The sequence below is a fragment of the Ramlibacter sp. GS1-15 genome, assembly GCF_057785015.1.
This window is the reverse complement of record NZ_JBYNTU010000001.1, coordinates 3243007-3258028: the sequence shown is the minus strand read 5'-3', so window position 1 is coordinate 3258028 and position 15022 is coordinate 3243007. Positions and strand designations below refer to the sequence as shown.

Sequence of the window (15022 nt, the reverse complement as noted above, 5' to 3'; positions counted from 1 at the left end):
GTGGACAATCCCGCACGCCTCGCCGGCGCGGCGTGCCACCGGTGGGGAATCAATCGCTCTTGCGCGCCGAGGAGATGGCCATGTTCCGATTGCCCACCCAAGCGTTGCTGTCCTGTGCCGCGGTTGCGGCCCTGTCCTTGTCCGCGCCGGCCTGGGCCGTCCATGGCGGCGAGGGCCTGAAGTGGGGCGATGCACCGCCGGTGCTGCCCAAGGGCGCGAAGCTCGCGGTGCTGCAGGGCGATCCGAGCAAGCCCGGCCCGTTCGTGATGCGCCTGCAGACGCCCGCGGGCTACAAGGTCGCGCCGCACTGGCATTCGCAGACCGAGAACGTCACGGTGATTTCGGGCAGCTTCATGGTCGGCATGGGCGAGAAGTTCGATGCCAAGGCGATGAAGACGATGAAGGCCGCCGATTTCGGGTCCATCCCCGCCAAGCAGCCGCACTACGCGATGGCGAAGACGCCGGCGGTCATCCAGATCCACGGCGAAGGCCCGTTCGACCTGACCTACGTGAACGACAAGGACGATCCGACCAAGGCCAAGTAAGCGTTCGGCCCGATTCGGCCGTGGGCCCGCCACCGGCATACTCGACGGATGAGCATGCTGGCGGTGGGGTTCTGGGGCGCTTACTTCGGCGCGGTGGCGCTGTCCGGCGTCGCCGCGCTGCTGGCGTTCACACGCTCCGCGCGCCGGGTGGCGCTCACCGGGGCGCTGTCCGCTTTCCTGTCGGCCGCCTATGCGCTGGCCTTCCTCGGGTGGGTGCCTTTCGCGGAGGGCGATGCGCTGCTGCGGCTGCAGGCGCATGTTGCGGCTGTCACGGCAGCCGTCCTCGGGCTCATGTTGTTCATGCTGCTCGACTCCTTCCGCACGCCCGCCGGCGTCGCGCGCAGCCGCATCGTGCTGGCCGCGCTGGCCGGCGCGGTGATCGCCGTCGGCTGGCTGCTTCCGGCGCAAGACGCGCTGTGGCTCGCCCTGGCGCTGGAATCGCTGATGGTCTTAGCGGGGCTGGCCGTGTCGCTTCGCAGCGCCTGGGGCGGCGAGCGCGAAGGCCGGCTGGCGCTGGCCGCGCTTCCCTGCATGTCGGTCGCGCTGGCGGGCCTCGACTGGTACGCCTTGCATCCCCGGGACACGCCGTGGCAGGTGCATGCGGCCAGTGCCGTCGCCAGCATCGCGTACCTCCTGTGCATGGCGGCGGCGATGTGGTCGCGCTACGCCTACCTGATCGAAGTCAGCACCGTGATGACGCACGGCCCCAACTTCGACCCGATCACGCGGCTGCCTTCGCACGAGCGTACCGGGCTCGCAGTGGGCGATTCGTTCGGCAGCGACGGACGGCCTTGCGGCGTCATCGTGGTGTCGATCGACAACCTCGGCGTCGTCGAGCAGTTGCATGGACGCGCCGCCTACAACCATGCGCTGTTCGTCTGCGCGTCGAGGCTGCGCAAGCTGGCGCTGCCGGGGGTGGAGCTGGCGCGCGTGCCCGATGACGGCTTCCTGCTGCTGGCGCGCCGTCCGCGGGATGCGCAGCAACTGATCGATCATGCGCTGCGGGTCAAGCGCCGCCTGTCGCGGCCGGTCGTGCTCGGCACGAGCGGCGAATTGCTGCAGCTCGAAACCAGCAACGCGAGCTGGGAGGCGCGTATCGGCATCGGGTTGCTCATGGCGCCGGCCGAGATGCCGCCGCGGCTCGCGATCGCGCAGGCGAGGGCGATGTCGCGCTCGGCCTGGGGCTACGCGAGCAACATCGCCTGGTACGACAACGACGCCGAGCAGATCGCGGAGCTGCCGGTACCGGGCATGGCGGTCCCGCGCACCGGATGATCCGGCACCTGGTCGAGTAGCCATCGCGCGCCGAATCGGCGAAGATCGCGGTCACGGACGCACGCGAAAGGAGACCGCGATGAAGTTCGACTCGTTCCGGCAGTTCTACGCCTATTACCTGACGCAGCACGCGAACCCCGTGTGCCGCACGCTGCATTTCATCGGCTCGACGCTCGTGCTGCTCACGCTCGCGGTCGCAATCGCCACGCGCAACGGCTGGCTGCTGATCGCGCTGCCGTTCATCGGCTACGGCTTCGCCTGGGTCGGCCACTTCGGCTTCGAGAAGAACAAGCCGGCCAGCTTCGGCCACCCGGCCTGGAGCTTCGCCAGCGACTGGGTGATGTGGTGGCAGATGCTGACGGGCAAGGTGCCGTTCTCGGGCACCCTGGCCGCCGCTTGACGCCCTCGTTCAATCCGGCGCGCTACGACCTGCTGTCGATCCGCATCGCGGTCGCGTGCGCGCAGCACGGGTCACTGTCCGCGGCGGCCGCTGCATCCAATCTCGCGCTGGCCGCGGCCAGCCGCCGCTTGCGCGAGCTCGAGGATTCGCTCGGCGCACCGCTGTTCGAGCGCCATCGCCGCGGACTGATCCTCACGCCGGCCGGGCACATCTTCGTGCGCCATGGGCTGGCGCTGCTGCAGGCCGCGGAGCGCCTGGGCGGCGAGCTGCGCGATTTCGGTCAGGGCGTTGCGCGCCACGTGTCGCTCTGCGCCAGCACCGCGGCCATCAACCAGTTCCTGCCGCCGCTGCTCGCGCAGTACGCGAAGTTGCAGCCCGGCGTGCGGGTCGATCTCGAGGAGCAGATGTCGGACATGGTGCCCGGCGCCGTGCGCGAAGGGCGCAGCGACCTGGGCATCTTCGTGGAAGGCGTGGACGCGCGCGGCATCGAAACACGCCTGTTTCGCGAAGACGAGCTGGTGGCGGTGCTGCCGCGCGCGCACCGGCTCGCGAAGTCGCGCCAGCCGCTGTCGTTCGCGCAGCTGCTCGACGAAGACTGGATCAGCCTGAACACCGGCGCCGCCATGTTGCTGGAGCTGCAGCAGGCGGCGCTGGCGGCGAACCGGCCGTTGCGGCTGCGGTTCCAGGTGCGCAGCTTCGACGCCGTGTGTCACCTGGTCGATGCAGGCCTGGGCGTCGCCGTGCTGCCGCGGGCGGCGGCCGAGCCGATCGCGCGCACGATGGCCCTGGTGCTGCGCCCCCTGGCCGAGGCGTGGGCGAAACGCCGCCTGCTGCTGGCGACGCGCGCCGGCCAGCAGGACGAGGCGGTGCGCGCCCTGGCCGGCTTCCTCGCGCAGCCTTCGCCGAATGCGAAGGCACAGCGCCGCAAACGGCAATAGACGGCGTCGGCCCGCAGGCGGACACTGCGCCGCCATGACGCACACGGCAGACAAGACGCAAGGGCCCGCCGCGCTCGCCGGCCTGAAAGTCCTCGAGCTTGGCCAGCTCATCGCGGGCCCGTTCGCGGGCAAGACACTCGGGGACTTCGGCGCCGACGTGATCAAGATCGAGCCGCCCGGCACGGGCGACGCGCTGCGCAACTGGCGCCTGCTCAAGGACGGCACGTCGCTGTGGTGGCAGGTGCAGTCGCGCAACAAGAAGTCGGTCGCGCTCGACCTGAAGGACCCCAAGGCGCAGGAGGCCGTTCGCACGTTGGCGGCCGACGCCGACGTGCTGATCGAGAACTTCCGTCCCGGGCAGATGGAAAGCTGGGGCCTGGGCCCGGACGAACTGCGGGCGCTGAACCCCGGCCTGATCATCCTGCGCATCAGCGGGTACGGGCAGACCGGCCCGTACCGCGAGCGGCCCGGCTTCGGCGTGATCGGCGAGGCGATGGGCGGGCTGCGCCATCTGACCGGCATGCCGGGCGAGGTGCCGGTGCGCGTGGGCATCTCGCTGGGCGACACGCTCGCGGCGCTGCACGGCGTGATCGGCGTGCTGGTCGCGCTGCAGCACCGCCATCGCACGGGGCAGGGCCAGGTCATCGACGTCGCGCTGTACGAGGCCGTGTTCAACTGCATGGAAAGCCTGCTGCCCGAGTACAGCGTGTTCGGCGCGGTGCGCGGGCCGGCCGGCAGCGCGCTGCCCGGCATCGCGCCGAGCAATGCGTACCCGTGCAGCGACGGCTTCGTGCTGATCGCGGGCAACGGCGACAGCATCTTCCGGCGGCTGATGGAACTGATCGGCCGCATGGACCTGGCGAACGATCCGCAGCTCGCGCGCAATTCGGACCGCGTGGCGCGCGTGGCGGAGCTCGATGCCGCGATCGCCGGGTGGACGCGGCGGCGCAGTTTGGCCGAAGCGCTAGCCGCGCTCGCCGCCGCTTCGGTGCCCGCGGGCCGCGTGTACACGATCGCCGACATCGCGGCCGATCCGCACTACCAGGCGCGCGGCATGATCGAGCAGGTCACGCTGGCCGACGGCACGCGCGTGGCGGTGCCGGGCATCGTGCCGAAGCTCTCGGTCACGCCGGGCGCACATCGCCGCAACGCGCCGTCGCTCGGGCAGGACACGCACGAGGTGCTCGCCGCGGCCGGGATCGAGGTTGCGGCATGACGCGCATCTTCTTCAACGAGGTCGCGCCGCGCGATGGCCTGCAGATGGAGCCCGCCTTCGTGCCGACAGCCGAGAAGGTCGCGCTGGTCGATGCGCTGTCGCAATGCGGCTTCGCCAAGGTCGAAGTGACCTCGTTCACCTCGGCCAAGGCGATCCCGATGCTCGCGGATGCGGAGCAGGTGATGGCGGGCATCGGCCGCGTACCGAGCGTGGAGTACACGGTGCTGGTGCCGAACGTGCGCGGCGCCGAACGCGCACTGGAGGTGCGGCCCGACGAACTCAACATCGTGATGTCGATGTCCGAGTCGCACAACCACGCCAACCTGCGCATGTCGCGCGAAGAGAGTTTCGCCAAGCTGGCCGAAGTGATCCGTCTCGCGCAAGGGCGCGTGCCGGTGAACGTGTCGCTCTCGACCGCTTTCGGCTGCCCGTTCGAAGGCGAGGTGCCGCAGGCCGAGGTGATGACCTGGGCCGATCGCTTCGCCGATCTCGGCGTGCGCGGCCTGACGTTCTGCGACACGACCGGCATGGCGCACCCGCTGCAGGTGCGGCGCGTGGCGGAAGAGGCCGTCCGATGTTTCGCCGGCTCGCAGCTCACCTTCCATTTCCACGACACGCGCGGCATGGGCCTGGCGAACCTGATGGCCGCGGTGGAGAGCGGCATCACCCGCTTCGACGCGTCGCTCGGCGGGCTCGGCGGTTGCCCCTACGCGCCGGGCGCGAGCGGGAACATCGCCACGGAAGACGCCGTGCACATGCTCGACGCGATGGGCTATGACACGGGGATCGACCTCGCGCGCCTCATCGACCTCGCGCGTGCGCTGCCGGGCCTCGTGGGGCACGCGGTGCCGGGACAGATCGGCAAGGCAGGGCGCATCCGCGACCTGCATCCCATTCACTGACAGGAGACAAGCATGACATCGATGAATCGCCGGCAGCTTCTGGCCGGTGCGGCGGCAGCGGCCGTCGCCCCTTGGGCCGCGCCGGCCTGGGCGCAAGGCAAGGCCATCACGCTGGTGGTGCCCGCCGCGCCCGGCGGCACCACCGACATTGCCGCGCGCATGCTGGCCGAGCCGCTGGGCAAGGCGCTGGGCGTGACGGTGATCGTGGACAACCGCGCCGGTGGCAACGGCAACATCGCGGGCCAGCTGGTTTCGCGCGCCGCTCCCGACGGCAACACGCTGCTCGTGCAGTACTCGGGCTACCAGTGCATCACGCCGCTGATCCAGCCCGTGTCCGGGTTCGATCCGGGCAAGGACCTCAAGCCCATTGCGCACCTGATCGACGCGCCGCAGGTGCTGGTGACGCGCGCGAATTTCCCCGCATCGAACTTCGCGGAGTTCCTCGCCTACCTCAAGTCGCATCCGGGCAAGGTGAACTACGCGTCCAGCGGCAACGGCTCGCTGCAGCACGTGACGACCGAGTTGATGAAGGACCTGACCAGGACCTTCGCGACGCACATCCCCTACCGCGGCACCGGCCCCGCGCTGACCGACCTGCTCGCGGGCAACGTCGACTTCACCATCACCACACCGCCCCCGCTGCTGGGCCACATCCGCGCCGGCAAGCTCAAGGCGCTGGTGACGACGGGCCGCACGCGTGTGGGCGCGCTGCCCAATGTGCCCACGGCCACCGAAGCGGGCGTGTCGCTGGTGGCATCGTCGTGGTTCGCGGTCTACGGGCCGGCGGCGCTGCCGGCCGACTTGCAGCAGAAGCTCTCGGCGGCGATCGCGAAGGTCGTGCAATCGGAGCAGTTCCGCAAGCTGGCGGAGGATCAGGGCGCCAAGGCGATCGCCATGGACCCGGCGCAGCTCGACGCGCTGGGCGCGAACGAGCGCAACATGTGGAACCGCGTCGTGAAGGTGGCGAACATCCGGGCGGATTGAGCGCCGCGGGCACGTCAGCCCACTCGTGCGAGCACCTGCGCGCGCGATGACTCCAGTAGCCTTTCGGCCGTGGCCGGGTCGGACGCGCAGCGCGCGAGCACGAGCGCGCCGACCAGCTCGGCCAGCAGCGACGTCGCGACCGCGCCCGCATCGGCGACGTGCAGCTCGCGCAACAGGCCTGCGATGGCACTGGCCAGCCGTGCCGATCCCGTTTCGAACGCGCGCCGCGCGTCCTCGTTCATGCGCGGGATGTCGGTGGCCAGCGCGGCGATGGGGCAGCCGCTGTCGCGCCGCTCGCAGTGGGTGAGCGTGAGATAGCGGTTCACGTAGTCGCGCAGCGCCTCGCGCGGCGGCTTGCCGGCCGCGTTCCTTTCGAAACTGGCCAGCAACTCGTCGAACATGCCCTCGATGGCATGGGCGAGCAGGTCCTCCTTGGAATCGAAGTGCGCGTAGAAGCCGCCGTGCGTGAGCCCCGCCGCGCGCATCACCTCGGCGACCGCGACCTTCTCGGGGCCTTCGCGGCGCAGCGCGCGCGCGGCCGAGCGCAGCACCTTCTCGCGCGTCTGCTGCTTGTGTTCAGGTCCGTAGCGCATGGCGTTCCGGTCAGGCCGCGGCTGCCCGCGCCACGGGCGCCACGGGCGCTTCGCGGATGGGCAGGTGGACCAGCGCCGCGCCCACGGCGAGCACGACGTCGATGTACCAGACCCAGTCGTACGAGCCGGTCGCTTCGAAGATACGCCCGCCCAGCCATGCGCCGAGGAAGCCGCCGAACTGGTGGCTGAGCATCACGATGCCGAACAGCGTCGCCATGTTGGCGACCCCGAAGAACTTCGCGACGAGGCCGGCGGTTGGGGGCACCGTGGAGAGATAGGTCAAGCCCATGACAGCCGCGAACAGCAGCACGACGGCCCCCGTCTTCGGCGCGAGCAGGAAGGCCACCACCGCGAGTGCGCGCGCCGCGTACACCAGGGACAGCAGCGACTTCATGCGCCAGCGACCGACGGCCCATCCCATCGCGAGGCTGCCCGCGATGTTGAAGAGGCCTATCAGCGCGAGCGACCAGCCGGCCCACTGCGCGGGCAGGCCGCACAGCGCGATCACGCCCGGCAGGTGGGTGGCGAGGAAGGCGACGTGGAAGCCGCACACGAAGAATCCGGCCGCGAGCAGCACGAAGCTGGGCGTACGGAAGGCCTGCGCGATGGCCTGGCGAGTCGTCAGCGATGTCGCGCCGGCGGCCGGCGCGACGTGGGCCGAATTGCCGCGCAGCACGTATGCCGCGGGCAGGCAGGCCAGGATGAAGAAGCCCAGCACCTGCATCGCCGCCGCCCAGCCCAGGCTGGCCATCAGCGCCGTGGCGATGGGCGCCATCAGGAACTGCCCGAAAGAGCCGCCGGCGTTCACGATGCCCGTCGCGAGCCCGCGCTTGTCCTGCGGGATGAGGCGCGTGGTGGCGGCCATCAGCACCGCCGGCCCGGCCATGCCCGATCCGCCTGCGGCCAGCACGCCGATGGCGAGGATCAGGCCCCATGTGGTCGTCATCAGCGGCGTGATGATCGTGCCGGCGGCGACCAGCACCGCGCCCGCGAGCAGCACCCGCCCCGCCCCGACCTTGTCGGCCATCGCCCCGGCGAAGGGCTGCGTGAGGCCCCACCACAGCTGCCCGAACGCGAAGGCCAGGCTGATACTGCCCAGCCCCAGGCCCGTCGACGTATTCAAGGCCGACAGGAACAGGCCCATGGTCTGGCGCACCCCCATCGTCAGCGCGAAGGTTCCGGCCGCGGCGAGCAGCACGAGCCACAAGGCGGGTCGCCACGCGGGGCGGGAGATGTCCATGGGTTGCGCTCCTCGATGAGATGTCAAGCATCATATAATGGGATGTCCGGCCGTGCAGGACGGGTCTACGGAGCCCCTCCGGCCGGCCTGCTATAATTCCGGGCTCAGCGGCTGTAGCTCAGTTGGATAGAGTACTTGGCTACGAACCAAGGGGTCGTGGGTTCGAATCCTGCCAGCCGCGCCAATTGAATCAATGGGTTAGCTTCGAAAGAGGCTAGCCCATTTTCTATTTGCGCGAGTTTTGCGCGACTTGGATTTCCACCAAGGGGTCTTGGGTCGTCTAGCTCGAGAGAACCCGCGCGATTCGTCGCACGCCGTCATCAGCTTGCGGATGCTCGAAAAATGTCGTATGATAATCATCATGCAAAAGTCCAAGCCCCATGCCCGAGCCGCGGCGAAAGATGCGACGCATGAGCGCATCGTGTCGGCGGCCGCTCGAGCGATTCGCCGCAGCGGTTACGCCGGCACGGGCGTCGCGGACATCATGAAGGAAGCCGGTTTGACTCACGGTGCGTTCTACGCCCACTTCGCTTCACGCGATGCCATGTTGGCGGAAGCGGCGAGCCGCGCTTGCGCGGAATCGGCCGCCGCCGCGTCCGGCGCCGTGGCCAGCGTGCCCACCCAGGAAGCGCTGAAGACGATGCTGCACACCTATCTCTCGCGTGAACATCTCGAGCAGGTCGAGTCCGGATGCCCACTGGCCGCGCTCGGCTCCGAGACCGTGCGTCAGACACCCGAAGTGCGCCGCGCAACGACGCAGCACATCAAGGCGATGGTCGACCTGGTCGCGCGCCAGTCGCCCGACTGGGGGCAGCCAGCCGCCCACGAGCGCGCGCTCCTCACCATTGCCGCCATGGTGGGGACGCTGGTCCTCGCCCGCGCCGTCGACGAGCCCGCACTGTCGGACAGCCTTCGCGAAGCGGCGCTGAAGTACCTCGCCCCCGCCTGAACCATGCTTGCACACCGCCGTTTTCGCCCGTCCGCTTATATGACGCGCATCATGCGAAATGACCACAACCAGGAGCCCACATGAAGGCATTTGTCTTGCAGCGCTACGGAAAGAAGCGCGAATTGCAGAGCATGAAGATGCCGGTGCCGGAACTGCGCGAGGGCGAAGTCCTCGTGCAGGTGCACGCGGCCGGGGTGAACCTGCTGGACTCGAGAATCCGCGACGGCGAGTTCAAGCTCCTGCTGCCCTATCGGCCGCCGCTCATCCTGGGCCATGACGTCGCGGGCGAGGTCGTCAAGGTCGGCGCAGGCGTGCAGCAGTTCAAGTGCGGCGACGAGGTCTATGCGCGCGTGGACGATTTCCGCATCGGCACGTTCGCCGAATTTGTCCCGGTGAAGGAAGCGTCTCTCGCGCTTAAGCCCAAGACGCTCACGATGGAGGAGGCCGCTTCGATCCCGCTGGTGGGGTTGACCGCGTGGCAAGCGCTGGTCGAAAGGGCCGGACCGAAAGAGGGCCAGAAGGTCTTCATCCAGGCGGGCTCGGGTGGTGTCGGTACATTCGCGATCCAGCTGGCCAAGCACCTGGGTGCCACGGTTGCCACGACGACAAGCGCTGCCAACGCCTCGCTCGTGAAAAGCCTTGGCGCGGACGTCGTCGTCGACTACAAGACGCAGGACTTCGAGGATGTTTTGCACGACTACGACGTCGTGCTGAACAGCCAGGACGGCAAGACGCTCGAGAAATCGCTGCGGGTGCTCAAGGCCGGCGGCAAGCTCGTCTCCATTTCCGGCCCGCCCGATCCGCAGTTCGGCAAGGACATTCGCGCGCCCTGGTTCGTGCAGCTGGTCATGCGGCTGTTGAGCGCAAGGGTCCGGCGCAACGCGAAACACCTCGGCGTCGGTTACTCGTTCCTTTTCATGAAGGCGAGCGGGAACCAGCTGCGAGAAATCTCCGGTCTCATTGATGCCAGCGCGATCCGCCCGGTGATCGACCGCGTCTTTCCGTTCGAGCAAACCAATGAAGCCCTGGCTTACGTCGAAACAGGCCGTGCCAAGGGCAAGGTCGTCGTCAAGGTCAGGTGACCTTCAATACCGAGTCGCTCGACCATGGACTGCGCACGCGCGGCATCCGCGTTTGCGTCATCGAGCCCGGGTACACCACGACTGGTTTCGACGCCAACTTCCTGGAACCCGACGCAAAACTCGACGCTGCGGCTGAATGTCACGATCCAAGTCCTCCTCCTCTTTGGGACCGCTGTGCGTTTGCCCGGCGCTATTGCTTCGTTCTCGATGCCTGGCTGTGGATCCATGAGAGAAACGCCGCCACGGGTGCCCTGCGCGCATGTCTTGCCGGGTACACCACGAAATGCGCCTTGACACGCACGGCTTTGTCCATGCCGAACACCGCTTTCAGTTTCCCGTCGGCCAGGTGCAATCCGGCATTCACGGCACTCTCAAGCGCGACGCCCAGTCCCTGCGTTGCCGCATCGAGCGACATCTGGGCACGATCGAAACGCAACGCGAACCGTTCGGGCGCGCGCATCCTCGTGAACTTGGCAAACCAATCCGACCACTGCACGACGCTCACGTTGCTCTGGATGAGCGGCATGTCCTGCAACTGCTCGACGCGCTTCAGGCGCTTCTCGCGGATGAACGCGGGACTGGCCAGTGGCACGATGCGCTCCTCGAAGAGAGGCTCGACGACCAGGTCTCCCCACTGCGGCACGCCGTAGCGGATGTCGATGTCGGCCTGCCCGAGTGCGAAGTCGCTCGGTGTGTGGGCCGCGGAGAGGTTCAGCGAGATGTCGGGGTGAGCTTCCGCGAAGCTGCGAAGACGCGGCATCAGCCAAAGGCTCGCGATTGTCGGCGCGCAGTGCACGTAGAGGCTGTTGGCCACGCCCTGCCGCAGGTCATCCGTCGCCGCGGAAATCGCTGACAGGGCGCCGGCGACCCGCTCGAGGTACTGCTCGCCCGCCGTGCTGAGTCGCACGCCGTGCGCACTTCGCTCGAACAGCCGCACGCCCAGGTGCGACTCCAGGCGCGCAACCTGGTGGCTCACGGCCGATGCCGTCAGGTGCAGTTCGGAGGCGGCGACAGCAAAGCTGCGGCGGCGCGCCACGGCTTCGAAAGCGAGGAGGTTGACGACCGGGGGCAAGGCGGCCATGGGGTTGACCCTGATGTTTGATGACGAACTGTCATCTTAGGCTGAAAAACAATCGCTTGTTGTCTTGTGCGTTGCCGCCGAACATTCGCAGCACACCAAGGAGACAAGCAAATGCTGCTGAAAGACAAGGTCGCCGTGATCACCGGCGGCGCCGGCAAGAACGGCCTGGGCTATGCGACCGCGCGACACATGGCCGCGCAGGGTGCGAAGGTCGTGATCCTCGATCTGACGCGCGCCGAGCCGGCCGCCGCCGCGGTCCAGCTGGGCGAGGGCCACATTGGCCTCGTTGCCGACGTGACCGACAAGAGCGCGTGCGAAGCGGCTGCCGCGGCAGTGCTCAAGCGGTTCGGCCGCATCGACATCCTCGTGAACAACGCAGGCATCACGCAGCCGGTCAAGACACTGGACATCACGGGGGCCGACTACGACCGCATCCTCGACGTCAGCCTGCGCGGCACGCTGTACATGTCGCAGGCGGTGCTGCCTGCGATGCGCACGCAGCAAGCGGGTTCCATCATCTGCATCTCGTCGGTCTCCGCGCAGCGCGGCGGCGGCATCTTCGGCGGCCCGCATTACTCCGCCGCAAAGGCCGGCGTCCTGGGCCTCGCAAGGGCCATGGCGCGCGAATTCGGCGGCGACGGCATCCGCGTCAACAGCATCACGCCCGGCCTGATCGAAACCGACATCACGCAAGGCAAGCTCGACGACGGCCAGAAGGCCGGGATCGTCTCGGGTATCCCGCTCGCGCGCCTCGGCCGCGCGAGCGACGTTGCGGGCGCCTGCGTGTTCCTCGCGAGCGACCTCTCGGCTTATTGCACGGGCATCACCCTCGACGTCAACGGCGGCATGTTGATCCATTGACCGCGCATTTGACCGCGCACTTCCATCCACCTGAGGAGACAAACCATGACAGCATCGAAGAGCGGCTTCACGCGCCGCCAAGTCCTTGGCGCCGCGTCGGCGCTGCCCTTGTTCTCGATCGCCTCGCGCCCAGCGAACGCCGCCGAGTTCACCTACAAGTTCGCCACGGGGCAAGACCCTTCGCACCCGGTCAACAAGCGCGCGCAGGAAGCGATCGATCGCATCCGCACGGCCACCGCCGGACGCCTGGAGATCAAGCTGTTTCCGGCGAACCAGCTCGGCTCGGACACCGACCTGCTCTCGCAAGTGCGCTCAGGCGGTGTCGAGTTCTTCAACCAGGCGAGCGTGGTGCTCTCGACGCTCGTGCCGGCCGCGGGCATCGTGAACACCGGCTTCGCGTTTCACGACTACAGCGAAGTGTGGAAAGCGATGGACGGCCCGCTCGGAACCTACGTTCGCACGCAGATCGAGAAGGCGGGCATCCTGACGATGTCCAAGCCCTGGGACAACGGCTTTCGCCACGTCACGACGTCGACGAAGCCGGTGAAGACGCCCGATGACCTCAAGGGCCTGAAGCTGCGCGTGCCGGCCGCCCCGATGCTGTCGTCTCTCTTCACCGCTCTCGGCGCGAGCCCGACGCCGATCAACTTCAACGAGGTGTATTCCGCGCTGCAGACGAAACTCGTCGAAGGCCAGGAGAACCCGCTCGCCATCATCAGTACCGCGCGCCTGTACGAAGTGCAGAAGTACTGCAGCCTGACCAACCACGTGTGGGACGCGTACTGGATCCTTGGCAATCGCAAGGCTGTCGAACGCCTGCCCAAGGACATCCAGGACATCGTGCGCCGTGAACTGGAAAAGGCCGCGACCGATGAACGCGCGGACATTGCGGCGCTGAGCGTGTCGCTGCGCACCGATCTCGCTTCCAAGGGCGTGCAGATCATCGAGCCCGACAAGAAGGCGTTCAAGGACGCGTTGGCGAAGGGCACGTTCTACAAGGACCTGCGCGCAAAGTTCGGCGACGATGCCTGGAAGCTGCTCCAGGACAGCGTCGGGAGCCTCGGGTGAGCGCCATGCTCCTCGAAGCCCAACCCATCCGGCTCGGCCGCTCGCTGGGCGAGCGCGCCGAGGAGTGGCTCGGCCACTTGATCGAAGCGCCAGCGGCCATCCTGGTCGTCGGTGAAGTCGCAGTGTTGCTCGCGGGTGTCATCGCGCGCTTCATCTTCAACAGCCCGATTCCGTGGGCCGACGAACTGGCATCCATCCTGTTCCTCTGGCTCGCGAACCTCGGTGCGGCAGTGGCGCTGCGGCGTGGTACGCACATGCGTACGACCGCGCTGGTCTCGCGCTGGAGCGAGCGCGCTCAGGCCTGGGCCGAAGTGCTCGCTGTCGCGATCCCGTGCCTGTGGCTCGTGATGCTGATCGGCCCGATGACAGAGTACGCGCGCGACGAATGGGTCGTGCAGACCCCGGCGCTGTCCTGGCCGAACACGGTCCGCGCCGCGGCAGTTCCGGTTGGCTGCGTGTTCATGATCGCGATCTGCCTGCTGCGGCTCGCGCGTCGCAGCTTTGTCGACCTCGTCGCGATCGGAGTCGGCATCGCTGCACTGGCCGGTGCGATGTGGCTCGGCGCGGACTGGCTGCAGGCGATCGGCAACTGGAACCTCGTCATCTTCTTCGCTGTGCTGCTGGGAGCCGGCGTGCTGCTCGGTGTGCCGATTGCCTTTTGCTTCGGGATGGCGACTGTGGCATTCCTGTTGACCGTCACGTCGACTCCGCTGTCGGTGGTGAGCGGTCGCATCGACGAAGGCATGAGTTCGCTGATCCTGCTGGCCGTGCCGCTGTTCATCCTGCTCGGCCACCTCGTCGAGATGACGGGGATGGCCAAGGCAATGGTGGACTTCCTCGCATCGCTCGTCGGCCACGTGCGAGGCGGCCTGAATTACGTGCTGCTGGGCGCGATGCTGCTTGTCTCCGGTATTTCCGGTGCGAAGACCGCGGACATGGCCGCCGTGGCTCCAGTGCTTCTGCCTGAGATGAAAAGGCGCGGCAATGACGAAGGCGAGCTGATCTCGCTGCTCGCTGCATCAGGCGCGATGGCTGAAACGATCCCGCCTTCGTTGGTGCTGATCACGATCGGCTCCGTCGCAGGAGTGTCGATCGCGGCGCTGTTCACCGGCGGCATCCTTCCCGGTGTCGTGCTCGCAGTGCTGCTGGCCGTGCTCGCGCGCTGGCGAAGCGCCGAGATTGCGATTGGCCTCAAGCGCGCGCCGCTGAGCGTCATCGGCAAGACGGTGCTCGTCGCAGTTCCCGCTCTCCTGCTGCCCGTGTTGATCCGCACGGCGGTCGTCGAAGGCGTGGCGACGGCGACGGAGGTGTCGACCATCGGCATCGCGTACGCAGTGCTCGCGGGGCTGTTCATCTATCGCCGCTTCGACTGGCGCCGTCTCTATCCGATGCTCGTGGACACCGCTGCCCTTTCGGGTGCGATCCTGTTCATCATCGGCACCGCCACGGGAATGTCCTGGGCGCTCACGCAATCAGGCTTCTCCCACAGCCTCGCGCAGCTCATGACGAGCGTGCCGGGCGGCAAGTACAGCTTCCTGCTGGTCTCGATCGCGGCGTTCGTGGTTCTGGGCAGCGTTCTGGAAGGCATCCCGGCGATGGTGCTGTTCGCGCCGCTGCTGTTCCCGGTCGCAAAGGCGATCGGTGTTCATGAGGTGCACTACGCGATGGTGATCATCCTGGCGATGGGCATCGGCCTGTTCGCGCCGCCCTTCGGCCTGGGTTACTACGCCGCCTGCACGATCGGCCGCGTGCACCCCGACAAGGCGATGCATCGCATCTGGCCGTACCTCGGCGCGCTGCTCGTCGGCCTGCTGGTCGTCGCCTTCGTCCCCTGGTTCTCGATCGGCCTGCTGGACAAGTGAATCAACTTCCACGAAAGACAACGGAC

15 protein-coding genes and 1 tRNA gene are annotated in these 15022 nt (G+C 67.9%); 13 read left to right on the top strand and 3 right to left on the bottom strand.

All coding sequences use genetic code 11. The features are described 5' to 3' along the window. The first annotated feature begins 80 nt into the window (after nt 1-80). The 7 genes from AC3EF3_RS16275 to AC3EF3_RS16245 all read left to right on the top strand — a co-directional run bounded on the left by AC3EF3_RS16275 (nt 81) and on the right by AC3EF3_RS16245 (nt 6260). The gene (locus AC3EF3_RS16275; RefSeq protein ID WP_488533189.1) at nt 81-545 is read left to right on the top strand and encodes a cupin domain-containing protein; all 465 of its coding nucleotides are present in this window, start codon (nt 81-83) and stop codon (nt 543-545) included. A gap of 48 nt (nt 546-593) precedes the next feature. Beyond that, nucleotides 594-1820: a GGDEF domain-containing protein gene (locus AC3EF3_RS16270; RefSeq protein WP_488533188.1), complete on the top strand. Its 1227-nt coding sequence runs from the start codon at nt 594-596 to the stop codon at nt 1818-1820. Between the two features lie 79 nt (nt 1821-1899). After that, nucleotides 1900-2220: an Mpo1-like protein gene (locus tag AC3EF3_RS16265; protein ID WP_488533187.1), complete on the top strand. Its 321-nt coding sequence runs from the start codon at nt 1900-1902 to the stop codon at nt 2218-2220. Then, entirely contained in the window at nt 2217-3158 is a 942-nt protein-coding gene (locus AC3EF3_RS16260) for a LysR substrate-binding domain-containing protein (RefSeq protein ID WP_488533186.1), read from the top strand. Before AC3EF3_RS16265 ends, AC3EF3_RS16260 begins: the two co-directional genes overlap by 4 nt. A 34-nt stretch (nt 3159-3192) precedes the next feature. Beyond that, a complete protein-coding gene (locus tag AC3EF3_RS16255) occupies nt 3193-4374 on the top strand; it encodes a CaiB/BaiF CoA transferase family protein (protein ID WP_488533185.1) in 1182 nt (393 codons plus the stop codon). Continuing rightward, entirely contained in the window at nt 4371-5276 is a 906-nt protein-coding gene (locus tag AC3EF3_RS16250; RefSeq protein WP_488533184.1) for a hydroxymethylglutaryl-CoA lyase, read from the top strand. Before AC3EF3_RS16255 ends, AC3EF3_RS16250 begins: the two co-directional genes overlap by 4 nt. A 12-nt stretch (nt 5277-5288) precedes the next feature. Then, entirely contained in the window at nt 5289-6260 is a 972-nt protein-coding gene (locus AC3EF3_RS16245; protein WP_488533182.1) for a Bug family tripartite tricarboxylate transporter substrate binding protein, read from the top strand. Between the two features lie 14 nt (nt 6261-6274). Here the strand turns inward: AC3EF3_RS16245 and AC3EF3_RS16240 are convergent, their stop codons facing one another. Together AC3EF3_RS16240 and AC3EF3_RS16235 are read right to left on the bottom strand one after the other, a co-directional pair. Beyond that, nucleotides 6275-6853 carry a TetR/AcrR family transcriptional regulator gene (locus AC3EF3_RS16240; protein ID WP_488533181.1) on the bottom strand — a complete coding sequence of 193 codons (579 nt, stop codon included), beginning with the start codon at nt 6851-6853 and terminating at the stop codon, nt 6275-6277. A gap of 10 nt (nt 6854-6863) precedes the next feature. Beyond that, nucleotides 6864-8093 carry an MFS transporter gene (locus AC3EF3_RS16235; RefSeq protein WP_488533180.1) on the bottom strand — a complete coding sequence of 410 codons (1230 nt, stop codon included), beginning with the start codon at nt 8091-8093 and terminating at the stop codon, nt 6864-6866. A gap of 107 nt (nt 8094-8200) precedes the next feature. Here AC3EF3_RS16235 and AC3EF3_RS16230 point away from each other — a divergent pair. The 3 genes from AC3EF3_RS16230 to AC3EF3_RS16220 all read left to right on the top strand — a co-directional run bounded on the left by AC3EF3_RS16230 (nt 8201) and on the right by AC3EF3_RS16220 (nt 10124). Continuing rightward, a tRNA-Arg gene (locus tag AC3EF3_RS16230) sits at nt 8201-8277 on the top strand. A gap of 165 nt (nt 8278-8442) precedes the next feature. After that, a complete protein-coding gene (locus tag AC3EF3_RS16225; protein ID WP_488533179.1) occupies nt 8443-9042 on the top strand; it encodes a TetR/AcrR family transcriptional regulator in 600 nt (199 codons plus the stop codon). An 80-nt stretch (nt 9043-9122) separates the two neighbouring features. Then, the gene (locus AC3EF3_RS16220) at nt 9123-10124 is read left to right on the top strand and encodes an NADP-dependent oxidoreductase (protein ID WP_488533178.1); all 1002 of its coding nucleotides are present in this window, start codon (nt 9123-9125) and stop codon (nt 10122-10124) included. A 190-nt stretch (nt 10125-10314) separates the two neighbouring features. Here AC3EF3_RS16220 and AC3EF3_RS16215 read toward each other — a convergent pair whose 3' ends face one another. Further along, nucleotides 10315-11205: a LysR substrate-binding domain-containing protein gene (locus AC3EF3_RS16215; RefSeq protein ID WP_488533177.1), complete on the bottom strand. Its 891-nt coding sequence runs from the start codon at nt 11203-11205 to the stop codon at nt 10315-10317. Nucleotides 11206-11316: 111 nt separating this feature from the next. Between AC3EF3_RS16215 and AC3EF3_RS16210 the strand changes: the two genes are divergently transcribed. The 3 genes from AC3EF3_RS16210 to AC3EF3_RS16200 are packed head-to-tail and all read left to right on the top strand — an operon-like array spanning nt 11317 to nt 14996. Beyond that, a complete protein-coding gene (locus AC3EF3_RS16210) occupies nt 11317-12066 on the top strand; it encodes an SDR family NAD(P)-dependent oxidoreductase (protein ID WP_488533176.1) in 750 nt (249 codons plus the stop codon). A 45-nt stretch (nt 12067-12111) separates the two neighbouring features. Beyond that, nucleotides 12112-13134 (top strand): TRAP transporter substrate-binding protein, encoded by a 1023-nt coding sequence (locus AC3EF3_RS16205; RefSeq protein WP_488533175.1) that lies wholly within the window; start codon nt 12112-12114, stop codon nt 13132-13134. Then, nucleotides 13131-14996, top strand: coding sequence for a TRAP transporter large permease (locus tag AC3EF3_RS16200; protein ID WP_488533174.1), 1866 nt, complete (start codon nt 13131-13133; stop codon nt 14994-14996). The genes AC3EF3_RS16205 and AC3EF3_RS16200 overlap by 4 nt, the downstream gene beginning before the upstream one ends. Nucleotides 14997-15022 lie beyond the last annotated feature (26 nt).